General features: G+C 34.3%; 21 protein-coding genes and 1 riboswitch. Of the genes, 1 reads left to right on the top strand and 20 read right to left on the bottom strand.

Annotation, left to right across the window (positions count from 1 at the left end):
* Nucleotides 1-98 precede the first annotated feature (98 nt).
* From I2F89_RS05255 to mltG, 9 genes are all read right to left on the bottom strand, one after another.
* On the bottom strand, nt 99-401 hold the full coding sequence (locus I2F89_RS05255; RefSeq protein WP_074799774.1) for a HesB/YadR/YfhF family protein: 303 nt from the start codon (nt 399-401) through the stop codon (nt 99-101).
* A gap of 15 nt (nt 402-416) precedes the next feature.
* Entirely contained in the window at nt 417-1,082 is a 666-nt protein-coding gene (locus I2F89_RS05250; protein ID WP_010735916.1) for a potassium channel family protein, read from the bottom strand.
* 188 nt (nt 1,083-1,270) lie between these two features.
* On the bottom strand, nt 1,271-2,662 hold the full coding sequence (gene mgtE / locus I2F89_RS05245) for a magnesium transporter (RefSeq protein WP_071865971.1): 1,392 nt from the start codon (nt 2,660-2,662) through the stop codon (nt 1,271-1,273).
* A gap of 143 nt (nt 2,663-2,805) precedes the next feature.
* A riboswitch (M-box (ykoK) riboswitch) is annotated at nt 2,806-2,981 on the bottom strand.
* A gap of 73 nt (nt 2,982-3,054) precedes the next feature.
* Nucleotides 3,055-6,126, bottom strand: coding sequence for an N-acetylmuramoyl-L-alanine amidase (locus I2F89_RS05240; protein ID WP_195513675.1), 3,072 nt, complete (start codon nt 6,124-6,126; stop codon nt 3,055-3,057).
* A gap of 285 nt (nt 6,127-6,411) precedes the next feature.
* Entirely contained in the window at nt 6,412-7,044 is a 633-nt protein-coding gene (locus I2F89_RS05235) for a response regulator transcription factor (RefSeq protein ID WP_071865970.1), read from the bottom strand.
* The gene (gene liaS / locus I2F89_RS05230; RefSeq protein WP_019723158.1) at nt 7,041-8,114 is read right to left on the bottom strand and encodes a two-component system sensor histidine kinase LiaS; all 1,074 of its coding nucleotides are present in this window, start codon (nt 8,112-8,114) and stop codon (nt 7,041-7,043) included. Before liaS ends, I2F89_RS05235 begins: the two co-directional genes overlap by 4 nt.
* Nucleotides 8,111-8,842, bottom strand: coding sequence for a cell wall-active antibiotics response protein LiaF (liaF, locus tag I2F89_RS05225; protein WP_019723159.1), 732 nt, complete (start codon nt 8,840-8,842; stop codon nt 8,111-8,113). Before liaF ends, liaS begins: the two co-directional genes overlap by 4 nt.
* Nucleotides 8,843-9,022: 180 nt before the next feature.
* Nucleotides 9,023-9,502, bottom strand: coding sequence for a transcription elongation factor GreA (greA, locus tag I2F89_RS05220; RefSeq protein WP_010735922.1), 480 nt, complete (start codon nt 9,500-9,502; stop codon nt 9,023-9,025).
* A 139-nt stretch (nt 9,503-9,641) separates the two neighbouring features.
* The gene (gene mltG / locus I2F89_RS05215; RefSeq protein WP_071865969.1) at nt 9,642-10,817 is read right to left on the bottom strand and encodes an endolytic transglycosylase MltG; all 1,176 of its coding nucleotides are present in this window, start codon (nt 10,815-10,817) and stop codon (nt 9,642-9,644) included.
* Between the two features lie 216 nt (nt 10,818-11,033).
* Between mltG and I2F89_RS05210 the strand changes: the two genes are divergently transcribed.
* The gene (locus tag I2F89_RS05210; RefSeq protein WP_195513673.1) at nt 11,034-12,188 is read left to right on the top strand and encodes a serine hydrolase domain-containing protein; all 1,155 of its coding nucleotides are present in this window, start codon (nt 11,034-11,036) and stop codon (nt 12,186-12,188) included.
* A gap of 114 nt (nt 12,189-12,302) precedes the next feature.
* Here the strand turns inward: I2F89_RS05210 and I2F89_RS05205 are convergent, their stop codons facing one another.
* The 11 genes from I2F89_RS05205 to I2F89_RS05155 form a co-directional block, all read right to left on the bottom strand.
* Nucleotides 12,303-13,259 (bottom strand): NAD-dependent epimerase/dehydratase family protein, encoded by a 957-nt coding sequence (locus tag I2F89_RS05205; RefSeq protein ID WP_142432961.1) that lies wholly within the window; start codon nt 13,257-13,259, stop codon nt 12,303-12,305.
* A 151-nt stretch (nt 13,260-13,410) separates the two neighbouring features.
* Nucleotides 13,411-14,835 (bottom strand): lipopolysaccharide biosynthesis protein, encoded by a 1,425-nt coding sequence (locus I2F89_RS05200; RefSeq protein ID WP_115357444.1) that lies wholly within the window; start codon nt 14,833-14,835, stop codon nt 13,411-13,413.
* Nucleotides 14,836-14,955: 120 nt separating this feature from the next.
* Nucleotides 14,956-16,017, bottom strand: coding sequence for an EpsG family protein (locus tag I2F89_RS05195; RefSeq protein WP_010735927.1), 1,062 nt, complete (start codon nt 16,015-16,017; stop codon nt 14,956-14,958).
* An 11-nt stretch (nt 16,018-16,028) separates the two neighbouring features.
* Nucleotides 16,029-16,979, bottom strand: a complete 951-nt coding sequence (locus I2F89_RS05190; protein WP_104775520.1) for a hypothetical protein — start codon at nt 16,977-16,979, stop codon at nt 16,029-16,031.
* A gap of 17 nt (nt 16,980-16,996) precedes the next feature.
* Entirely contained in the window at nt 16,997-17,980 is a 984-nt protein-coding gene (locus I2F89_RS05185) for a glycosyltransferase (protein ID WP_010735929.1), read from the bottom strand.
* Nucleotides 17,981-17,991: 11 nt separating this feature from the next.
* Nucleotides 17,992-18,807: a LicD family protein gene (locus tag I2F89_RS05180; protein ID WP_115357443.1), complete on the bottom strand. Its 816-nt coding sequence runs from the start codon at nt 18,805-18,807 to the stop codon at nt 17,992-17,994.
* 12 nt (nt 18,808-18,819) lie between these two features.
* Complete coding sequence (locus I2F89_RS05175) at nt 18,820-19,902, bottom strand: glycosyltransferase family 1 protein (RefSeq protein ID WP_185953846.1); 1,083 nt, start codon at nt 19,900-19,902, stop codon at nt 18,820-18,822.
* A gap of 65 nt (nt 19,903-19,967) precedes the next feature.
* On the bottom strand, nt 19,968-21,026 hold the full coding sequence (locus tag I2F89_RS05170) for an NAD-dependent epimerase/dehydratase family protein (RefSeq protein ID WP_115357442.1): 1,059 nt from the start codon (nt 21,024-21,026) through the stop codon (nt 19,968-19,970).
* 13 nt (nt 21,027-21,039) lie between these two features.
* Nucleotides 21,040-21,756, bottom strand: a complete 717-nt coding sequence (locus I2F89_RS05165; protein ID WP_010735933.1) for an IspD/TarI family cytidylyltransferase — start codon at nt 21,754-21,756, stop codon at nt 21,040-21,042.
* Between the two features lie 44 nt (nt 21,757-21,800).
* Nucleotides 21,801-22,841 carry a glycosyltransferase family 2 protein gene (locus tag I2F89_RS05160; protein WP_195513671.1) on the bottom strand — a complete coding sequence of 347 codons (1,041 nt, stop codon included), beginning with the start codon at nt 22,839-22,841 and terminating at the stop codon, nt 21,801-21,803.
* A gap of 17 nt (nt 22,842-22,858) precedes the next feature.
* Nucleotides 22,859-24,250, bottom strand: a complete 1,392-nt coding sequence (locus I2F89_RS05155; protein WP_195513669.1) for a sugar transferase — start codon at nt 24,248-24,250, stop codon at nt 22,859-22,861.
* Nucleotides 24,251-24,384 lie beyond the last annotated feature (134 nt).

Here is a 24,384-nt window from a genome sequence, read left to right as displayed (position 1 = left end):
GACTGTCTAAAAAAAAAACCTAACAATCCGAAAGTAAGTAAAACTTACTTTTCGTTCGTCAGGCTTATTTTCCTAAAGATAAAAGACTATCTCTCACCTTATACATCTGCTGTTTCTTGGAAATGATACGTTGGTTCCTCTAATTGTGGATCATAATCAACAACCAGATCATAGCCTTTGAAGAACCAATCATCGGCTTCATCAATAAAGAATAATAGACCATCGATCGTTTCTTGTTTCATCGGACGTTCTGGTAACTCCACAGACATACCGATTGAAAATCCCTCATGTACTTCTGTTTTGCCATATACTTTCCCAAAAAAACGGATACCATAATTTTCAGGTAAATCTACCTCTTCTTGAAACCATTCTTTTGCTTTGTCCGTTATTGTTAATTGCATGTGATGAGCCCCTTTTTATTGATTCATTTTATCATCAAGTATATCTACATCTTCTGTTTCTCCGATAACAAGTAAATTATCATTTTCACGTACATACTCGTCAGCGGCTGGTGACACCACGACAGAACGATCGAAACGCCGGATGGCTACTACAGTCAAATCAAATCGCTGTCTGAAATTTAGTTCTGCTAACGTTTTATTAAAGAACTTAGGGTTGGATACCCGAATCTCAGCGAGCGAAAATTTGTCTGACAGCTCTAAATAATCCAAAATATTTTTAGAGACAAGATTATGTGCGATCCGTATCCCCATATCTCTCTCAGGATGGACTACGCGATCTGCACCGATCTTTTCAAGAACACGAGCATGATACTCATTTTGTGCTTTCGCTAAGATATTCGGAACGCCCATTTCTTTGACCATCAGAGTCACTAAAATACTTGCTTGGATGTCTTCTCCAATTGCTACGATCACATGATCAAAATTTCTGATTCCTAAAGACCGTAGAGTCATTTCATCTTGTGCATTCGCAACCACTGCATGTGTTGCGATATTCATATATTCATTCACGCGATCTTCACTGCTATCAATGGCTAAAACTTCTTGACCAGCTTCGACTAACGTACGACAGATACTGCCACCAAAACGTCCAAGTCCTACGATTGCAAAATTCTGTTTCACTTTTCTCCTCCTTTTTCCATTCCATTTCAAGTATAGCAAAGCCACTCTAAAAACAAAAGCAACCCTGCTTTTCTTTACGGAAAACCCTAATTTTTATGGAGGATCAAAAGAAGAGCTACTCTGGTAGATCATAGAATATTCCTTGATGTTTCTACTAAAAAGGTATGCCTATAATATACTAATTATTCCTACAATAGGTAGCCTAAGAATACGTTAACTGAAATAAAGTAAATAAATAACCCAGCAATATCTTTGATCGAGGTAATGATCGGTGCAGATCCAGCAGCTTGATCAATATTCAATTTCAATAAGATAAAAGGAATCAAAAAACCAAGGGCGGCAGCTAAGGTCATTGCAAAGACCAAGGAGATTCCCACAGCTACACCTAACAATGGTATTCCTTGCCACACAGAAGCGACTATTCCAGATACGATACCTACAACAATCCCTAAACTTAAACCAATACCTGTTTCTTTCAAAAAGTGCTTGATAAACGTGTTGAGATCAATGTGCCCTAAAGATAATCCGCGAACAAAAACCGTCGATGACTGCGTCCCTACATTCCCACCCATATCCATGATCAAAGGAATAAAAATAGCAACAGCGGCCACTGATTCTAACGTTTGTTCAAACTCATCGATCACTAGACCAGCTAACATCCCTGCGACCAATGTGATGGCTAAGAAAGGCAACCTGACTTTCCAGATTTGCCAAAGACTGCCGTTGATCAGTACTGTACTACGATCAGCTTCTACAGAGGCGACGTCTGCTAAACCAGCAGCATTGAACATATCCTCGGTCGTTTCTTGCTCTAAGACATCGATGGCGTCATCCACTGTCACAATACCTACTAGTCGTGTTTCTTTATCCACGACAGGAATAGCGATCAAATCTAACTCTTGTAACAATCGTGCAGTTTCTTCCTGATCTGTATCTGTGGTTACATAAGCGACGTGCTTGATCATGATTTCTTCAATCCGTTGATCACTTTCTGCAATGACTAGATCCTTTAATGATAGTACTCCTTCAATTTTTTTCGCCATATCTGTCACATACAAAATATAGATTGTTTCCATTTCTTTCGCTAATTTTCTGATTTTATGCAGTGCTTCTTCAACAGTCATTTCTTTTTTAATTGAAATAAATTCAGTCGTCATGATCCGCCCAGCCGTCTCATGTTCATAGCCCATCAATCGATTCGTTGTTGCTCGCTCTTCTTCAGAAAGCTCTGCCAATAGTTTTTTAGTTACACTTGCTGGTAGTTCGTAAAACAACCTTACCCGATCATCTGGAGCCATCTCATTCACAAATTCAATCACTCCATCATCCGTAAACGAACGAAGCAAATCTTGTTGGATAGACGGTTCAAATGTTTCAAAGATTTCGAGGGCTTTGTCTTTTGATAATAATCGAAAGACCAGCACTTGTTTATCTAAAGGTAGCGTAACAAATAGTTGGATCAATTCCACTTTCTCGATCGTTGCTAAATAGTTCTTCAATTCTTCAAGCTTTTTTTGCTCAAGATAATTAAGAATCTTCAATTGTGTTTCTAGGTTATTTGTATCATTTAATGTTCTCATCTCGTATTCTCCTTTGTTACATCGTTTTTTCGATATAAACTTGTTGGATGGATTCGTTAGAAAAACAGGAAGTACATAAAAAAGACGGCCTCCAAAAGAAGCCGTCTCATAAGATCCCATCAAAATGGTACCAGTGTTTACCTGAACGAACTTCTCGTCTGAGCTTTAGCACTAAAAGACGTAATTCTGGAAATATGATCCAGATAGCTACGTTAAGCACGCCTTAAGCCGACGTTGCCTGTTATACCCTGTGGCGTCTCTCGACGTTTGAGGGCAGTAGCCTATGTTCTTTTAGGAGCCTCACCTAACAAGTTTTTATAATTAAACCCTACAGGTAAAATTGGTTTTTGTCAATAAGAGGATTTATATTTGATAAAACAGAAATGATTACTTTACAATCTTTCTCCTGTCACTCCTTCTACAATCCCTTTAGCAATTTGATCCATGTTTCTACGAATATTTTCTACATCACGAGTATTGGTGATAAACCCTAGTTCCGCTAGTCGATAAGGGATACCACGAGAATGTAGTACATTCAAATTCAATAAATCACTTCTCAAGTTGATACCACCGGTATTTTGGACAGAGCCCCATAAACCTACATGTGTGCGGATCACATTAGCAATGGCATAATTTTGTGTCGTATACGAGTTGCCGTTACGATGCGCAATCACATGCCCACCAGTACTAATACCAATCGCTCCTGCATCTAAATGGAATTCTGTTACCGAAGAAAAACTACTACTAATCGTATACGCACCCTGCATTCTACGAGTGTCTTGGAACATATCCGCATTTGTATCATAAAAGGTTATACGATTTGTTTTTAAGCGCCCTGCCCATTTTTGTAAATATGGCATAAGTTCATTTCTTGTAAAGTCTCGCTCGTTGATACCGTTATACGAAGCCCCTGGATCTCCTGCACCATGTCCCATTACAAATAGATGATTGATTGAGGTTTGGTACGGGTTTGACGTAGGTCCTGGCGCTGGTGCTCCTTTTTTAACTAGTACAACTTGGATAGCTTCCATTTGTAATGCTACATTGGACGTCCCAGCGTTTTGACCGTTTCTGGCCCAATCTAACCAACCGAGTTGCGCAGAGTGAACTCTATAATAGACATCATAATGTTGACTTAACTGACCAGTTAATCTCACCCTTATCGCTTCAGCTCGTAATTTTCTACCCTCTGTTCCCGAAAGAGCATTATTATTCACATAGTTTTGCCAGCCAATCGATTGAACGTGTGTACTATATTCTATTGTTCCTGGAATAGGTGTGCTAGAGATATTCATTCGTAATGCTTCTAATCTAAAGCCACGTCCCACTGTTCCCGCAGTTGCACCATTCATTTGATAACCTTGCCAACCAATCGATTGACTATGCGTTTGATAATTAACATTAGGATTTTTTATTGTATCCTTATCATAAAATGCAGTACTAGCTGCTGGTCCAGATTGCCCTTTGGCTACCAGCCTTACTTCCATAGCTTCCATCTGATAACCAAATCCTGCACTTCCTGCATTGCCATTATTTTTTGTCCAACCTAACCAACCAAAATAAGCTGAGTGCACACGATAATAAACATCATAGTGTTCTGCTAACTGACCAGTTAAACGTATTCGAATTGCTTCTGTTCGAAGTTTACGATCAGTTGTTCCAGAAATCGCATCATCTCGCACATAATTTTGCCAACCAATGGAACGCACATGACTAGAATATTCAATGGAGCCAGGGATTGGTGTATCTGAAACATTTATTTTTACAGCCTCTAATCTTAATCCACGATTCATCGTTCCAGCAGTTGAACCATTTGACTGATAGGGTTGCCACCCGACTGACTGACTGTGCGTCTGGTAATTGACATTAGGATTAGGGAGTTTATCTTTGTCATAGAAAGCTGTGCTCTGAGTTGGGGCAACTTCTCCTTTTTTGACTAGTTGGATCTGGATAGCTTCCATTTGGTAACCAAATCCTGAACTACCTGCATCTTCGCCATCTTTTGCCCAACCTAACCAACCAAAATAAGCTGAGTGCACACGATAATAGACGCTATATTGTTCACTTATCTCTCCAGTCAAGCGAACCCTAATTGCTTCTGTTCGTAAAGAAAGATCTGTCGTTCCTGATGTAGCACCATTTTTCACATAATTTTGCCAGCCAATCGTTCGTACATGACTACTATATTCAATATCACCATTTAATGAATTATTTGGTAATTGAATTTTAATGGCTTCAATTCTTTTACCTTGACCAATCGTACCTGCAGTAGCACCATCAGCTACAGTACTTTGCCAACCGTAAGTTTGCACGTGTGTTTGATAACTGACGGATGGTTTAGAAACTGCTGCACGATTGCTCACCGTTTGTTCTTGGCGATTCGCTTGGGTTATTGAATCATTGTTATTTTTTTCTACTTGGATGTTGAACTTTCCTAATGTTCTCTCGCCATCTTTTAATAAGACTTCTGTTTCACCGATTGCTTTTGCTGTCACCAGACCCTTTTCATCCACTTCAACAATATTATTGTCTACTGATACCCATGTTGGATTAATAATCTCAGTATTTTCTGGAACAAGCGAATACTCAAGTTGTTTAGTTTCGCCTTGGCTCATTTCTATTTTTTCTTCTTTTGGAATAATTGATTCAACGCTATTTTGTTCTAAAAATTTCACTTCTACAGTGATATCTAGTGAACGATTAGATGTTTCTTCTAAAATTGTTTTTTTTGAGAACTCTACTTGGTAACTATAATTTAGTGCCGAAGGTTCCATAGTAGTAAAAACGGATCCATTGTATTCCCAATTAGTTGAGTTGATATCGATTTTATCTAATTCTGGTTTTAGATTATCTTGATTGATCACCCATTCACGATCAACTTTTGATGCTTCTGCATTAATCAATTGTTCTTTCCCGTTAAAATAAGTCAAATGATCATTCATCGACAAATCTATTGTTGGCAGTTTGTTTTTGGAAACATCAAAGTAGGTTAGCTCTGAAAGAGCTGAAACATCTACTTGCTCTAACTCATTGTCTTGAACTTCCAGTTTTTTTAGCTGTTTAAAATATTCGATACCATCCAATGATTTGATATTTTTACCACTAAGATCCAACTCAGTTGTAGCCAACAATTCATCGGATAATACGTTACTATGATTCTCCTCCATCATTTCAATCAATAATTGACGGAAATTTTGATCTGGGAAATGAACTTCATCAACAGGAATATCTTTAGATGAATTTTCTGCAGAGTTTTCTGTTGGTCCTGAGGTCTCCTCTGTGGTGGGATTAGTACTTTCTGTCAAAGGGGCTTTAGAAGATGTTGCTGTAGTTTCGTTAGTTTGCGAAGTACTTTCTTGTGACGTATTTGTTCTATCGTTTATCGATACTGCGTAGACACTTGGCGTGATCGAGCCTGACAGTAGTAAGAAACTTAATAACATGCCTATCCATTTTTTTCTCATGACATTCTCCTTTATTTTTTAAATCGAACTTATATTGTCCTATAATATATTAAACTATAAAAAGACCCAAATGAAAAGAACATGATAACAAAGAATTCAAAATAACAAACAATGTAATTAGCATATACAAATAAATCCAAAGCAAAAATAATACATTTTGCTTTGGATCAAGGTACTGTTTTCTCTTATCAATGTGAAAACAGTGATAAGTTATATTTTATGTCACAACCTATACTTACTTTGTAAAAATGTACTTACTATTTTGATGATAAGTCATAAGTCTACTTACTTTACCAACCCATGTTTGAACGCGTATATGGCAGCTTGGGTACGATCTTCCACTTCTAATTTCGCTAAAATATTAGAAACATGTGTTTTGACTGTTTTCAAAGTAATAAACAACTCGTCAGCGATTTCTTGATTGCTCTTTCCTTCAGAGATCAACATAAGAATCTCATTTTCACGATTCGTCAAATCATCGTGCAAGATTGGCTCATTACGTCGACTCATTTTTTCCATCATTTTAGAGGTTACTTCAGGTTCAAGCACTCGTTCACCTCTTTGAGTCGCACGGATCGCATCGGCGATTTCATGGGCCGTCGATGTTTTAAGTAAGTAGCCTGTTGCGCCAGCTTCAATAGCTGGATATACTTTCTCATCATCAATAAAACTCGTAACAATAATGATTTTTGCTTCTGGCCAATCTTTGAGGATTGCTTTTGTAGATTCGATCCCGTCCATTTCTTCCATGACTAAATCCATTAGAATCACGTCCGGACGAAGTTCCATGGCTTTTTCGTAACCTTGTCGCCCATCTTCTGCTTCTCCGATCACTTCGATATCTTCTTGGATCGACAAATAGGAAGAAACCCCTAAACGTACCATTTCATGATCATCGACTAGTAATACTTTTATCATTTTTCCGCCTCCTTTATTAAAGGAACTTTGATTTCCACACTTGTCCCTTGTCCTTTGAAACTAATGATTTTTACTGTTCCACCAATACCTGCTACACGTTCTCTGATATTGTTTAGTCCGTAGCTACCGGTTTTTGTTTCATTCATATTGAAGCCAGTACCGTCATCGATCACTCGTAATAAAAGGTTATTATCGATTTTATGCAGATACACTTCTAATTCATTTGCTTTTGCATGACGCAACGTATTTGAAAGTAGTTCTTGAACGATCCGAAAGAGATGATCTTCAATCGAATCAGACAAAGTGATATCTTCAATATCCCATTTCAATGCAATTTGTATCTTGTTTTTTAATTCTTTTAATAATTGCTCAATCCCTTGTTTCAAACTTTTCTCTTCAAGGTTGACTGGTCGCAAATGTAGTAGCAACGCACGCATTTCAGATTGTGAAGCATTGATGATATCTGCTACCATTCTTAGTTGTTTACGAAACATTTCAGGCGTATCACTTTTTTCGGCTTGTTCCGTCAAAGCAGACATCATCATCATCGCTGCAAATAATTGCTGGGAAACCGAATCATGTAGCTCACGCGCTAAACGATGTCTTTCTAATTCTAAGATTTCTTCTTTTGTTTGTCCATCAACGTATTGAGGTCGACTCGTCAATATTTGAAGTTCACTTGATACTTCGATCATTTTTTCTTTGATTTTAGTGATTTCTTTTTCAATTTCTTTGACATATATATCGTCAGATGCACTTGGTAAGGAATCATTTAAAACTTTTGCTTCATAGTTACCGGAAGAAATTGCCCGTAATTGTTCTTCGATTTTCCCATAACGTGCTTTTTGTAAAAGAGAGACAATCAAAAAAACAATCAAACCGACACCTGAAGAAATCGCTAATAAGTGAAAGATCAATGGTACATATAAAATTCTGGCACTTAATAAAGTACGCCAAAAATGAGTTTGATTACTTGCGTAAAAATAAGTAAAAAATGAAAATAAAATGACGATAAATGAGGCGATCGAAGCATAAATAGCTAGCATCGGTCGAGAAAGTTTCTCAATCATGCTCGAATCACCTCAATATCCCCAAGTAATGTGTTCGTAATGATTTTTAAACGACGTGGATTTTCATCGTAATCGTTACTATAGATTTTAATCGACTCGTTCTTCAATGCAAATTGTTCTTCTTCAAATTGTACATTTCCTACTAACGTTGCATGTTCGAGACTGATTGCAATCCCTAATGGAACTAAAATGCGTGTCCGACCGATTCCTTTTCTGACGATAACGATATTATCGTCTTTAGGTAACAAGGTGTTCCCTAAATCGATGATCGTATCTCCTGAAAGTAGAGCGATATTGATATCATCCCATTCATACACATCATTACCAATTCGCTGATTACCGAATAATTGTTGTTTTTTTCGTTCATTATTGTGGGACTTCACTTGCTCTGTTTGAACCATAATGATTTGTTTTTTTCGCCAAAAAGCATTTTTTGTTAGATCGATCCCAGAAATCTCTACACCTTTAAGACCAATGAACAAGACAGCAAAGACTGCCATTACCCACAGCGCAGGACTATTGATCAAACTGAAAAAAATAACTAGTCCACCTAGTACAAATTGAAAATTTTGAAACCCCGATCTCGGTGATTTTCGCAATGCAAGATAGATATTAAAAATACCAAATAAAACTAATAGTAATAATTCAACATTATTTACGATTTGCCAAACTGCAAAGATCAATAGTAAGGCTTCTACTACTATAAAAAAGCGCCAAGAGCTATTCATCGCTATTCTCCTTTCCTTTTCATTCTCTTTTTTATCATACCTATTTTTGTTTTGAGATGCTATAGGACTTTAGATGTAACTATCGCTTTCTACAGTAAAAGGCCTGGGACTTTGTGTCATGGTCCCAGACCTTTTTGTATAGACAAACCAATAATTGATTATCTGTGTCTACATTTCAACTTATGCTTGCGCGACCTTGACGATTTTTACTTGCATATCGCCACCAGGTGTTGAAATCGTTACTTCATCATTTTTATATTTGCCGATCAAAGCTTGTGCGATCGGGGAATCATTTGAGATCTTTCCTGAGAAAGGATCTGCCTCAGCACTTCCCACGATCGTATACTCTTCTTCTTCACCATCTGGTAACTCAATGAACGTCACTGTTTTACCAATAGATACTTCATCCGAATCAACGCCATCATTGTCAATGATCTGTGCAAAACGGATCATATTCTCGATTGTCGTGATACGTCCTTCTACGAAAGCTTGTTCATCTTTAGCTGCTTCATATTCTGAGTTCTCAGATAAATCACCAAAGCCACGGGCGATCTTGATTCGTTCAATGATTTCTCCCCGTTTAACTGTTTTTAATTCTTCTAATTCTTGCTCTAATTTCGCTTTTCCTTCAAGCGTCATAGGATATACTTTTTCTACCATGTATAACTCTTCTCCTTTTTCTATGGAATACCGCAAAAGGTAATCTTTTACGGACTACAGTCCAAAAAAGATTACCATGCTTTTTCTAAAATGTAAATGTTTTTCTAAAAATAAATAAAGTTACAGATAACGCTCAATTTTAATTATTTACGTATTTTTGTACTAATTCCATATGCTCTTCATATGTTTTTGCAAAATAAACCTCACCTGTAGAGATATCTGCGACGAAATAATAATAATCATTCTCTGCAGGTTCAATCACAGCTTGAATAGCTGCTTCACTTGGGCTGTTGAATGGTCCTGGCCCATATCCCTTATTTGTATACAGATTATATGGTGAATCGACTGCCGTATCTTCATAAGAGACAAATTCTTTGTGTTCGCCTAACGCATATAAAATAGAAATATCTGATTGTAATGGCATCCCTATGTCAATCCGATTAAAGAAAACTCTAGCAATATTTTTACGGTCTGATTCAGATACGCCTTCTTTTTCGATCAATGAAGCAAGTGTCATGATTTCTTGAACCGTATGATTTTGCTGCTTGATCGTAGAGAAGTATGGTTGTAACACGGTATTCGTTTTATTGACCATCTGAATGATCAAATCTTTGAGTGACATATCTTTATAGTAATCATAAGTCGCTGGGAATAAGTAACCTTCTAAGCGATACTTGGTGTTTTCTGCCTTAGCTGCACTTTCTAATAAATCAGGATATTTTTGAGTTAACTCAGTGAAAAAGGCTTCATTTTTTAGTAGATCTAAAAATTCTTGCTTGTCTTTTCCAGTGATTTTAGCTACTCGTTCTGCAATCTGCTCTGCATCATATCCCTCTGGTATCGTGATTTTCCCATCTGCCACTTCTGTAGGTTCTGAGGTTCCACCTTCTTGGAGCTGTTTACCGATTTCATCTAACGTCATGTTAGGGGCTAATTGGTAGAAGCCAGCCTGAAAGCCAGTCATATTTTTAAATTTTGTATAATAATTAAATACGATACCGCTCTTGATGATATGGTCTTGTTCTAAAATCTCTCCGATTTGCTTATTTGAAGAGCCACTAGGGATTTCGATCGAAACCAATTGTTCATTCTCTGGGTCTAAAGGTTTTAAGCCACTATCGATATAGCGATAGACCGTAAAACCAAATACACATCCAATAATTAGCAACGTAAGCGCAATCACTAAAATAATTTTTCCTACGATTTTATCTTCTTTTTTACGTAGGTCTTTTCGCTTACTGACTACATCTGTCGAATCAGTTGCATTCTTTTGTCGTCGTCTCTTCTCATCTGGATGTTGTTTGTTTTCTGACAAAACAACTCCTCCTTACTATCAACTTCATAACTTTATTCATTATACATGAAATTCAGGCAGAGGTGAATTATTTTTAACAATTCTTATGTCAAAATTGTAAGTAGTAAATCGATTCTCTTCGGCTTAAAATAGAAAATAAAATGATTCTTATTTACTAAATAACAATAATCTGCTTCATTTATTCACTAAGCTCTTAGACAGGAAGGATTGATATACATGAACAAAAGGAAACATTTAAGAAGAAAACAAGCTTCCCATTTTTCTTTCTCTCAAAAAATCTGCTTATTCATTTTAGTCGTCACTATTGGAATCATCACTTGGTCTACCTATGAAATGGCACAGTCAAGAGTATCCGCCTCGATTCAAGTGGCAAACGATTCCCTAGATTTGACCAAAGACGAAAAGGTCCTTGACGATCAAATCGACCAATTGTTACAAAAAAATGATTATGTCGGATCTGTCTATATTCGTAAAAACAATCGAGTGATCCTTGAAAAGGGCTACGGATACGCTAACGAAGAAGCACAGCAACCAAATACTCCATCTCTGTATTATCAAATTGGTTCGATCCAAAAAGCAATGACTGCGCTACTGATTCTAAAACAAGTGGATATAGGGAAACTTTCTTTAGATACAAAACTGGCTAAATTTTATCCCCAAATCAACGGTAGCAATAAAATCACTATCAAAGATTTATTATATATGCGATCAGGATTGAAAAAAACAGCTTCTCCGACCGTACCAATGAATGACCAAGAGGTGATCCAGTTTGCCATAGACCATCTCGAATATACCAATGATCAAAGTTACAAATATGAACCATTGAATTTCACATTACTAACAGGTATTTTAATGAAATTGACCCATCAGCCATACGAAAAGTTGGTGTATGATCAAATCATCACTCCCTTACAATTGAAACAGACGACCTTCTATGACCAAGTCAAAAACACTTCAGAACACGCAGTCTCTTATCAAATGAGTCCAGACGATGATTATCATCAAGCTTTGACTGAATCTGAAACAGATATACGTAATGAATTAGGAACTGGGAATATCAGTATGTCCGTCTATGATTTGAATGAATTTTTTACAAAAGTATTAAAAGGGCAATTGATTCCAAAAGATTTACTTTTTTCTCTATGGGGAAAGAATTTGAGTGGGCGTCCATATAATGGTGGGGTCTATAGTGGAAGGGATACAATATTTGCTCAAGGAAACATCAATCGTTTCCATGCGGTATTAGCAATGAAAAAAGATACCTCTGATGCAGTTGTGCTAGAAAGTAATATCCAAGCCGATAAAAAATATAAAACAACTGCCACCGATCTTAGAGATCAGATTTATAAATTGATGGGAAATGATGAATAAGCAATGTGTTGACCTGTCATCTGTGATAATTGAATAAGAACGAAGAAAACCTTGTATAAGCAATTTGGCTTGATACAAGGTTTTCTCTGTTGTTTCCTGAATAAAGAAAATTTATTATTTTGTCGTATTTATTTCTGTTGCTAAATATTTTCTCATGCCATCAAGTATGCTATGTTTAGGTTGGTAACCTAGTGCTGAAAGCTTAGTGATATCAGCTAAAGAGTCGTGGATATCTCCTACTCTCTCCTCTTGATAATCTAACAGTAATTCAACTTCAAGAATCTGATTGATTGTCTGGATCAACTCAAGTAAAGTTGTACTGTTTCCCGTTCCAACATTGAATTGTTGCCCTAGTGCTTTTTCTTCTTTAGAAACAAGTAATAAAGCTTGCACAACATCTTCAACATAGACAAAATCTCTTGATTGACTGCCATCGCCGAATAAAGTAAATGACGCTTTTTCATCAGCAAGTTGCTTTTTATAGCGATCCACTAAAATCGAGATCACCCCACTATATGGCGAATTTGGATTTTGATTTGGACCGTATACGTTGAAGAAACGTACCGCAGTTCCTGGCACATCATACAAATGGCAATAATCAAGTACATATTGTTCAGCGGCAAATTTATCAATAGCATAAGGCGTCAACGGTCGAATAACTGACTCTTCTTTTTTAGGTAGTGTTGGTTCATCTCCATAAACAGCTGCAGAAGAGCTAAATACAATACGCTTTAAATTTGGCTGATACTTACGAATCAACTCAAGTAACATCAAGACACTATCAAAATTCACTCGATGAGTTTCCAATGGACGTTCAACGGAATCAGCAACACTAGCTATAGCAGCTAAATGGAAGATATAGTCAAATCGGTGAGATTGCATAATCTTTTCCATTTTTTGCTTATCACTGACATCACCTTCAATAAAAGTGATTTTTTTTGTTTGATCTAAATTCTCTCTATTCCCCATTGATAAATCATCAATAACTACAATATCGTTATGATCTCCTAAATGATTTGCCAATGTTGAACCGATAAACCCGGCTCCACCGGTAATTAATATTTTATCCACTTTATTCACTCCAATTATTTATTAAAAAATATAAACCTATTTTACCATGATAAGATATTGAACACTATGCAGTGTAATCGAAAACGTCTCGTAGAAAATAAAATATTTTTTACGAGACGTTTTTATGAATGATTTTATACAGAAATTTAGATTAACGTTCTTTTAGTAAAATACGAAAATCTTTATAGCTAGCAATAATTGATCGATGTATAAAAGCAAGATATACAATATAAATAACGACGTATACAACCATGCTTGTAAAAGATGCATTGAATAGTAAGTTACTTAAAATAAATAGCACAGTTAATAATGTTTCAATAACATGCTTCCAACCTATTGTTAATCGCAAATCTTTGTATAAGAAAAATTCAGCCAGATTACAACGTAGGGCCAAACTAATTAAAATGAGTAAAACAGTCAAATCTAAATTTCCAACAATGAAAATCACAAATAAAGACGCAAGTAATGTTACTCCTAACGTAATGATATTTACAAATAAAATCGTTTTTTCTTTTCTCAAAGTTTTTAGATACGTATTGATCAGTAATGACATTCTTCCTTCATAAATGACAATTGGGAATAAAATCCCCATAAACCTAAGACTTTCTGCATATTCCGGTAACCATAAACTTAAAATGATTTTTGCAGGAATATAAAATATTAGTAATCCGTACGTTAATGGGACAAATAATCCTCTAAGAATTCGAAACAATTCAGGCAATCTCTCTTTATTCGTCCTTCTTAATAAAGGAAACATAACAATGCCAATGGCATTGATGAACGTCAAAAACATATTTGAAAGGCTTAGTGTGAATGATAACTTACCAAATGTTTCGATTGTCCATTTTTGTTGCACAAAAAAACGGATTGTTCCAATAATCAGCATACTCGCAATATTACTAATCATTAATTTACTACCAATATTGATATTATCTAATATTTCTGGGAATAAAACTCGTAAATTGATTAATTTGACATTTAACATATCTTTAATCAAAGACATTCCCCATAATGTTACCAACAATTTAGAAAGGATATCTAATAAAATCAACCAGAAGAAATTTCTACCACCTAAAGAAAAGTAAATAGCAATAAATAAAACATATAGATATCGATCATTTCTTGATAGTTGTGCATACTCTTTGATTCGATTCGTCGATTGGAAAATATATAAAACAAATGTTTTTATAATCGTCACGACTGACACTATTGCTGTTAAGATAAGTATGACTGATTGCTCAGAATGAGGAAGAAACAACCAGGCCCATATAGCTACAAAGAAAGATAAGAATAGTTCAAAGATCATTAGATACCAAAACTGCGTACCCAAATCTCGTTTATTCAACTGATCATATTCTTCTCCGCCAATTTTTAAGTAGATGCCATCAATCCAACCAAAATGTAGAAAACCTACATAAGACGAATAAAAAACATAAAGTTGCCAATAGCTATATTCAGTAACACCTAAAAGTTTTGGCACAAATAGATTTAATAGCACTGATATTCCTAAAGTAGCAAAATTTGCAGCTACAGTATAGTATAAGTTTTTCATTACGTTTCTTGCTTTATCATTCATTATTAATACCTACTTTGTCATACTATTTAATAAAACCATCTTATATATAGTGCTTGTGCCTCTATATTTCTTACAAATTAACCTTAGTAGTATTTAAGCTAATCTATTGAATACTATTAATTATTTAAAGAATATCGTATTGTATGGGACATATGAATTATATGCTCCAGAAACAATAAAAATCAAAATAAATATACAGAAGCTGAACAAAATAAAAGTTATTAAGAATAGAAATTTATTTTTAAAAAGTTTCTCCAATACAATGGGTACGATAAAAATTTCTACTGTTGAAAATATTGTACTGATTCTTCCACCAATTGTTGCTAAAGGTCCGAAACACACTAACAGAATCGTCGATAAGCAATATAAAGACAATATTATATTAAAGTTTTCTGTAAAAACTGTATTGTTGTTTTTTACGAAAATAGTTGCGCCAATCAGTATGACTAATTGCATTATGAATACCGGATTAAAAATCCAACTACCTTGTGCATAGTACCCAGATAAGTAACCATAGTAACGATCTGGAATCATAAACCTAAATAAATTTGGGAAAAAGAAAATGATTCCTACAAATGCGCTAGATGAAATCAGAAATATTTCTTTAGGGACGTTGATCTCTTTAACAATCTGTACGAAAAGATACGCAGGAATAATAAAAATAGAAACAATATGAAATAATGAACCTACTAACGAAAGTAGAATAATATTTCTTAAATTTCTTTTTTTGAACGCTGGTAAAGCCAATAAGAATATGATAGCCACAATAGAAGATCTTATTTGCCCCATATCACGTACTAGAAAAAATCTAGAGTAGTAATAAAGTAGTGCAATTGATGGAACCGGAAAATAATTATTAAGTGCATAAGCGAGCAATAACATGCTTATTATAGAAAATAATAAGATAAAAGTTGAAAAATTCATTCCTAGCTCACGTACGATATAATTTAATAAAAGATATCCAGGTTCTGCATCAATACTACCATCGAATATTTTATCCCAATTAATTAACCTATCAAAAAAATTGTTATAGGAAGAAAAATCATATCCCGTAGAAAATCTAAAACCTGCTAAACACGTTAAAAATACGATACCAGCATAAAAAAATATTTTTTTTCTAGTAAAATATTCCAAAACTGACAATACCGCTAGCAGTGCGAATGTTCCTACATAAATGTACAATGCTGTTCTCCTTATATATAGATTATTTTAATGATATTAGTTAAAGCTTTTGCAATCTCTAATTGTTCTCTATACCATTTTTTTGTCGTATTTTTCTTAAAACAAACAATTAAAATTTCATCTGGTTTAAACGACACAGGCTCAATAATATGATTCAAATTTGAATAAATATTTGTATCATCATGCTTGGAAATTTTATTTTTATCAATGGTATTATTTTCTTCTAAAACCAAAAATTTATTTTCAGATGTGCCATTCAATAGTGAATTGATAATATTTAGTTTTTCTTCTACTGTTGATAAGTCTAAGGAATTGATATCAATCGCTTGAACATCATTTCCCAGTGTGAATTTTTGCGTGATAACTTTGGTTCTGTACTCTTTCCAACTTACTAAAAGAGTTCCTAGACCCAATGTAATAACTATCATTACTAATACTAATAAAATGATTTTTTTTGTACTAATTCCTTCACTCACTTGTGCTGGCAATGTTTTATTAAATTGGATATCTTTGTTGATATAATAGAACGTTTTATTATCAAAAAATGGTAACTCGTTATTAGTCATTTCCTTTTGCAATAATTCAGATATTTGTTTTTGTTCTTGCTCTGGGACATCATCTGTAAACTGAACATCAATCGTATTTTGGATATCATTGTATCCTACACTTAATTTTTCAAGTGTCTCATCTGAAAATTGATTTTTTTCCTGTAAACTAGTTAAAAATACTTGTTTTACAGCCCCTGAAGCAGTCATGATGTTACCTTGACTATTTTCTAAAATAAATGAGAATAATGGACGATTTATTTGATTATTATTTTCAATCTTACTTTGAGAATAATTTGAATAGAAGAATAACCCACCTACAAGAAGTAAACTTACTATAAATGAAACAACATATACTTTTAAATGATCTCTAAAAAAAGAATATATATCTTTAGGCGACAGACTATTATTGGACATGTATTTTCCTCCATTAATTACCGGTATTTTTTATTCACTCTGCTTTTTGTAAAGTATAAGATATCAGCTAGAAAAGAATGCAAAACTGTATAAGAGTTCCAAGATGTCAACACAGCCATTGGTTTATCTTCTTCGATAATCTTTAATCTTGTTTCTAATTCCTTTAATAAAGCTTTCAATGTTTTTATTTTATACTCTTTATTTGGCACATCAACTCGTTGAACAAAATTCAAATTTGATTCTGTTAGAATTTTTAATAACTCCAGTTTTCCTAAACGTATATTTTTCTTAGTTTCTGCAGTTTTTTCTGTTTCTTCATTTTCAATTTGCATGGCACTACTTCCATGTTTTCGCCATAATCCTGTTTTTTCATCTAGTAGATACAACTTGTCTGTTAAAACACCTGTAGACCACATCGCCATATCATGAACTGGATAAAGTGATGTTTCGAGAAACTCATCGAAAGTCGGAATAAAGTCTTTTTGAAAAGCATAAACCCATCCTGGTCGATTTAAAAATACATTTTTTTTAGAAAAATAAATATAATCATTTGGTTGTTTTGTCGGTATCTTTCTCTTTTCACATGGATAAGAGACACCATTTTCTTCAAGTAGCTCATCATAATTAGAAACTAGTACTTTTATATTTTCCGGGTCCGACATAATCTTTTCAGACATATGTTTAATTTTGTGCGGGTACCAAATATCATCTTGGTCACTAAAAAAAATCACATCCCCCTTTGCTTGGTGAATCAAGCGGATGAAATTTTCTCTCCAACCGATGTTTACCTCATTGATCAACAACTGCCATCCAGATAATTGGTTTTCTTCTATAAAATTAGTTACGATCTCAACCGTGCGATCGGTTGAACCATCATCACATAATAATACTTCATCAGGCATACGTTCTTGATTTTTGATTGATTCTAATTGTTCAATGATATTTTTTTCACCATTATAAGTCGGCATAATCACTGAAACTGTAAAAGATTTATCTCTCATATTTATATTACCTACTTTTCTTTCTTATGTCTTTTTATTTTATAGTGATCTCCTTTTTGCTTTTCTAAAGGTGGCAATTGCATGTAATCTCCATATAGACTCTCTAAATAAACTTTGTAATTTTTTGGGATCGATAACTTCGCGTCTTCAAACTCTACATAGATAGCTTCAGAAAAAGTACTAGATGGCAAAAATTCTCTCACTCCATAAATTGTTGATACACTTACTCCTTTTAAACTAGAATCAATCTGTCGCTCATTCGTAATTTTAGCGAGTTGATCCATCTTCCTAGCAAAGTGATTCGCACCCTTACGTCTAGCATACTTAGCAATCATTTTTTTGATAAAAATAAATTTTTCTTCTGGTTTAAACTTTTTCTTACTCTCTGCACCTCTAAAAACATCTAATAACTTCATTCTTTTTACTAAAAATTTTTGGCTAAAAGTTTTTTCTGGTACAGAATCAATCGGAAAAATATCTAAAAATAATCCATGCTGGGCAACTCGATAATCATCATCGATATACGTTCGTGTATCGTTTATTTTTGTAAAAGCATATTCCCATTTATTATCGATTTCTAAAGCTTTTATTTCTAGAAAATCTGGCAATTTATGTGCTAAGCTGATAAGTTTATTGTAATCTTTTCTTGGCATAATGATGTCTGCATCATCATCCCATGGAATAAAACCTTTATGTCTAATGGCCCCTAGTAAGGTTCCTCCAGCTAAAAAATATGTCATATCGTGTTCTTGACAAAACTGATCAAAAAATTTTAATAAATCTAGCAAACCTTCATGGATTTCTTTTGTACTTAAATAATCAGACATTTTTTACTCCCTCTAATAAACCTTGTATACCTTTAACATTTGTTGTAATGTATGGCTAACATCATATTCCATTAATTCTTGTGTTATTTCATTATTCCAAGGCTGACTTAAAATTGCTTCACACCAAGTTGCCTTAGCTTCATCAAGACCAATAAAAGTAACGTTTGGAGTCAATTTCGTGTCTGGAGAAATCGTACTAGATAATACGAGTTTTTTCCTACTTGCCTGAGCCTCTAAGCCGACCATTGGAAGACCTTCGTACAAAGATGTCATACAAAATACATCCATAGCTTGAAACAACTCTGGAATGTCATTTCTTTCACCTAGCAAGTACACATTTTTTGATAGGTTCAATTCAGTTATTTGTTTCTCTAAACTTTTTTGCAACGAACCCGCTCCAACAATCAACAATTTTGCATCTGGTTTCTTTTGTAATAGTTCGCTAACGATATCAATGAGATAGGTTTGATTTTTTTGCTTTTCGAGACGTCCAATATTCCCGATAACAAAATCATTTGGGGAAAGTCCCAGCTCTGCTCTTTTCTCAGCACGTACATCTTCATCCGTCTTATACAATGATAAATCAATACCATTATGAATAATCTCATAAGGATGACCTTGAAATAAGCTATCTCCAGCTTCTTTACTAACAGCTAAAAAATCAGTTGCTTCTTTAATAAGTAAATGATGTAAATATTTCCTTAGTAAATTCATTAAAAAATTAGACGATTTTCCGTCACTAGTGGCATGACTATGTGCTATTCGTTGTGTTATTCCTCGTTTTCTAGCTAATAACAGGTTGATTCCTCCGCCAAAATACACTTCATTATGAACGATATCGAAATGCTGTTCTGCTAAAAGTTTTCTAACCTCAAACCAATACTTTATGATGTTTTTTTTGGGATTAGTCACTACAAATATTCTTCCACCCATTTTTTTTATCTCTTCATGATAATCTGTCACATGTGCAAAATCATCATAAATCAAAAAATCGAACTGTACTTTACGACGGTCGATTCTTCTATATAGATTCATCATGAAGGATTCGGCTCCACCTTTGCCCATTCTCCCCTGAAAATGTAACACTCTTTTCACTTTGTTCACTTGATCACCTATTTTTCTATATTTAATACTCTATAACGGTTAAAAGTATCGAATTTTTATGAGATACTTTCTGATAAGATATCCAAAGTATTCTTAAATCCATCTTTTGCATCAAAAAATGCTTTCCATCCTAGAGCACTCAGCTTTTCGCTATTCAAGCTGGAGTTATTCATAGGATTGAATTGTTTTGCTTCACCTGCAGTAGGCAAATCAAACTCCAAATCAACATTCCCAATTTCCGCAATCGTTTTAGCCATCTCTGCAATACTGATAATTGAACATGGATTGGATATATTGTAGGCTTCTCCAGGATTTCCTTTAACAAGTGCATATAGCATGGCAGTAGCACAATCCAGACTATAAGTATAGGATCTTATTTGGCTACCTGTGCTTTTCATAATAATTTTTTTACCTTTCAAAGCATCTAAAACAAATGCTGAGGAAACACGTTTATCTTCTTGTTTTGCTGAAGGACCATAAATATGTCCTGGACGAACAATTACACTCTTGACTGAGTATTCTTTTAAATAACTAACACATAATGTTTCAGCTGCACGTTTCCCCATAGAATAAGAAGAGCGTGGATTCAATAGGTCAATATAACCATAATCAGATTCAAGTAAAGGTCTATCTGTACTAAATTCTCCGTAGACTTCACTTGATGATACATATAACAGTCTATCAACTTGTTCTTTCTTTGAAAATTCCAATAATGAATTTAGCCCAAAAATATTGCCTTGCATTGTCTCTACAGGTTTTTCTGAATAAAGTTCAGGACTCGCATGACTCGCGCCATGAATAATATAATCTACCTTATTAGTAAAAGTGAACTCTTTCGTCGCATCATACAATACTGGTACAATGCATTTACTTGCCGAATAAGTAGAAAAACGTGTTTTTAATCTTTCGATATTTCTTCCAAGAGTATATACTGTCATCTGCAAATCAAGTTCTTGATTAGCGATAATCAATAAATCGACCACCGCAGAACAAATCAATCCGCTTGCTCCTGTGATCATGACAGATTTATCTTTGAATTTTTGAAATATATCAGTAGTTTCTTGAACACACATTTTTAGATTTGAAAGATAAGTTTCGTTTTCTAATAGATTCATTTTCTTACCTTCCTTACTTGATCCAGTCATCATTTGTTGAATTCAATAATGCTTTAAAAATTTCTAAATCTTCTAGAGTAGTGATTTTTAAATTTTTCTCTGATCCAGGTGAAAAGTAAGATTTTTTTCCTAAAACTTGCATCAACTGACATGAAGCTGCCATATCATTAATTCCTTTTTCTTCTGCTAATTGGTAGGTTTCGATAATTTCACCCAATTGATACGTGTGCGGTGTTTGTGTACGAACTAAAAGATCTCGATTCAATGAATTTACTGAACTTGTCTCTCCTTTTTCTTCTAATGTGAAAACAACTTCTGTACAAGGAATAACAGCTACAGCATTTCCATTTTCTTTATAAACTGCAATACTCTCACTGATGATTTTTTCACTGACCATAGGTCGATTACCATCATGGATCAATACAACATCATCTTTTGCTCTTTTTTTGTAGATTTCTTTCAATCCATTATATATTGATTCTTGTCCAGAATTACCACCTTCAACAATATACTTTAGTTTTGTGATATTGAATTGCTTAGCATAAGCAGTCAGCATTTCTTCCCAACCTTTTAAAATAACCACACAAATTTCATCAATCTCTGGATGTTCTTCAAAAGCTTTCAGTGTATAAACTAGGATTGGAATATTATTCACATGGATGAATTGCTTTGGAATATCTTGTCCTGTTCTAGTTCCAGTACCTGAAGCAGTTAATAAAGCAATATTCATAAAATGTTTTTCTCCTTTTCGTGATCTTAACTAACTGTAAGAACTTAATATTTTCTTTTTAATAAAGCGATTAATCGCGGGCTAATTCGCTGGATCTTATTTGCAAAAATAATAGTATGATAAGCGATTGTACTTGGTAGGTTGAAATAAAACTTTGTCAATTTTTTAATGATCGAATCAGTACACGCAATCGAGCGCGCTTCTCTTATTACATCACTATTTAAAATTTCTTTTATTGCATGTCTCTTTTCAATATTAGTTAACTGATACGTTTCAGCAATCGATAAAAGAACTGACGTTGTTCCTTTTAATAAAAGGGAAGCCATTCCTGCTTTATTATTATTATTTGTCACTTCATTTGCTCGTAAATAAAAGTCTTCAAATGTTTGAAACTTATTTTTATTATATTTATTTGTTATTCCTTTGCCACCTTGAAATTCATAGGTATAAACAATACTAGGATTCATTAGGACCTCATCACAGTATTCAAAATAATCTAAATTAAAAATTCGATCTTCACAACTACTATAATTTTTGAATCGAACACTATATTTTTCTAACAAATATTTACGGTAGCATTTATTCCAAACAACATACATCAGTTGCTGATTCATCAATGTGTACATATCTTGCAAAAATTCTTCTCGTTTCGTATATCGATGTTCGGTGACCTGATTTATCTTTTCAGAGATTACTTTTTCATCATCAATAGTTCGAAATATGAAGGAACTCACAATCAAATCAGCATTCGGTTGTTTTTTCAAAAGTTGTTCATATTCTTTTAATACTGCTCGATTCGGAGTGTCATCTGCATCAAAAAAGAGGATGTATTCACCCCTCGCACGATTGAGCCCCTCATTACGTGCAAATCCTGGTCCTTGGTTTTTAGTTGTCACCCATTGAAACTTAGGATTTTTGTCGACTAATTGATGGATTAACTGTTCTGTTTTATCCGTAGAGCCATCATTCACTAATATTACTTCATAATCATTAAATTCTAACGATTGCAATCTATTAATCGAACGCTCGATCGTATCTTCGGCATTATAGACAGGAACGATAATACTGAAAATCGGTTTTTTCATTTTTCAGCTCCTCCAACTCAACTATAAATTTTTTCTTGGGGAAAATCTATTTCTTTTAATGAGCTGGCATTTTCATCCTCTTCTAACCCTTGGGAAGACATTTTATCAAAAAGGATCTTGATCGTTTGCAATAAAATCTTTAGATCCATCATTAACGAATATTTTTTGATATACAACAAATCAAAGCGTAACTTGCTGTTATAGTCAGAAACATATTTCCCATAAACTTGGGCATAGCCGGTGATGCCTGCACGGACATTATGTCTCAAATAGTAATAAGGATTTTCTGCATTGAATTGATCCACAAAAAAAGGTCTTTCTGGGCGTGGTCCGACAATCGACATATCGCCTTTTAACACATTAAAAATCTGTGGCAATTCATCAAAACGTACAGCACGGATAAATTTACCGACCGGTGTTACTCGAGCATCATTACTTTTCGCTAAGACAGGCCCTGATTTTGCTTCCGCTGTCGCTGTCATTGACCGGAATTTATAGATTGAAAATTCTTTTTGATTTTTAGTGATACGGACTTGTTTATAGATCACTGGTCCTGGTGAAGTCACTTTGACTAGTATTGCTGTAAGCAACATGAAAGGTGATGCAAGGATCAGTAAGATAAAGGAGATGATAATATCGAATAAGCGTTTGAACAATTCATCTTCTGGTTGTATCTTGAAACCAGAAGCTTCAATGATACTTTCATCTTCAAAGTTCATAATGTTTGGATTGATCATTGTTAAATTCTCAAAAGTCGTATTCAAGAATAATTTTTTTTCCTTCTTAGTAACTAATTGATAGATCTTGATTTTTTCATTTTCTTCAATATGTGATGACAAGTAGACGATATCGATCGTATCGATCATCTTCTTGATGTTTTCATAATAGTTATCGATAATGACCGCTTCAACTTTATGTTTATTATTTTTTTTAGATTGGAAATTTTGGATTGCTGGAGCAACATCTTTTTCAAGTCCAACGATCACTACTTTCTTGTCTCTACTGACTTTCAAATATAATTTGTAGACCAAGATACGGTATAAGCTCAGTAAAACTGTTCCTACTACCAAAGATAAAAGAATAACTGCCCGTGGAAAGGCAAACCATCGACCAGCGAAAGTTACCACCATTACACCTAAAGACATCAATACTTGCCCTATTACAGTCACAAATATAATGTCACTGATCATCCGATTATAGAAGACGTATGCCCCTAATAAAATATTCAAGACGATAAAGATGATAGATATAAACACTGCAGAATGTTGAAAGGTCTCAAAATTCCGTGTGGGAATTTCTCCTTGAAATTTCAATAAGAAACTTATATATATCGCTGCATTGTAAACTAAGACATCCAGCATGATAATGAATATCCGACGAGCAGCATTCCATTCTCCATTTTTATTCATGTATACACTCCTAACCACAAAATAATACCTCTATCATCTTACCATAGCACACTTTAAAAACATAGTGAATAACCAAATTGTAACCTAAATTCAAAGTTTTTCACGACAGATTTATGTGCTTGATTCTGCTATAA

The organism is Enterococcus sp. 1001283B150225_161107_E12 (genome assembly GCF_015556925.1).
GTDB lineage: Bacteria > Bacillota > Bacilli > Lactobacillales > Enterococcaceae > Enterococcus_B > Enterococcus_B mundtii.
Note: the sequence above shows the minus strand (reverse complement) of the source record. Positions and strands in the feature narration are given on the sequence as shown.

Bases quoted from the DNA above. Each gene is read 5' to 3' on its own strand.
- I2F89_RS05255 (WP_074799774.1), bottom strand. From the start codon at position 401: ATGCAATTAACAATAACGGACAAAGCAAAAGAATGGTTTCAAGAAGAG.
- mgtE (WP_071865971.1), bottom strand. From the start codon at position 2,662: ATGAGAACATTAAATGATACAAATAACCTAGAAACACAATTGAAGATT.
- I2F89_RS05240 (WP_195513675.1), bottom strand. From the start codon at position 6,126: ATGAGAAAAAAATGGATAGGCATGTTATTAAGTTTCTTACTACTGTCA.
- I2F89_RS05235 (WP_071865970.1), bottom strand. From the start codon at position 7,044: ATGATAAAAGTATTACTAGTCGATGATCATGAAATGGTACGTTTAGGG.
- liaS (WP_019723158.1), bottom strand. From the start codon at position 8,114: ATGATTGAGAAACTTTCTCGACCGATGCTAGCTATTTATGCTTCGATC.
- liaF (WP_019723159.1), bottom strand. From the start codon at position 8,842: ATGAATAGCTCTTGGCGCTTTTTTATAGTAGTAGAAGCCTTACTATTG.
- greA (WP_010735922.1), bottom strand. From the start codon at position 9,502: ATGGTAGAAAAAGTATATCCTATGACGCTTGAAGGAAAAGCGAAATTA.
- I2F89_RS05210 (WP_195513673.1), top strand. From the start codon at position 11,034: ATGAACAAAAGGAAACATTTAAGAAGAAAACAAGCTTCCCATTTTTCT.
- I2F89_RS05200 (WP_115357444.1), bottom strand. From the start codon at position 14,835: ATGAATGATAAAGCAAGAAACGTAATGAAAAACTTATACTATACTGTA.
- I2F89_RS05190 (WP_104775520.1), bottom strand. From the start codon at position 16,979: ATGTCCAATAATAGTCTGTCGCCTAAAGATATATATTCTTTTTTTAGA.
- I2F89_RS05185 (WP_010735929.1), bottom strand. From the start codon at position 17,980: ATGAGAGATAAATCTTTTACAGTTTCAGTGATTATGCCGACTTATAAT.
- I2F89_RS05180 (WP_115357443.1), bottom strand. From the start codon at position 18,807: ATGTCTGATTATTTAAGTACAAAAGAAATCCATGAAGGTTTGCTAGAT.
- I2F89_RS05170 (WP_115357442.1), bottom strand. From the start codon at position 21,026: ATGAATCTATTAGAAAACGAAACTTATCTTTCAAATCTAAAAATGTGT.
- I2F89_RS05165 (WP_010735933.1), bottom strand. From the start codon at position 21,756: ATGAATATTGCTTTATTAACTGCTTCAGGTACTGGAACTAGAACAGGA.
- I2F89_RS05160 (WP_195513671.1), bottom strand. From the start codon at position 22,841: ATGAAAAAACCGATTTTCAGTATTATCGTTCCTGTCTATAATGCCGAA.
- I2F89_RS05155 (WP_195513669.1), bottom strand. From the start codon at position 24,250: ATGAATAAAAATGGAGAATGGAATGCTGCTCGTCGGATATTCATTATC.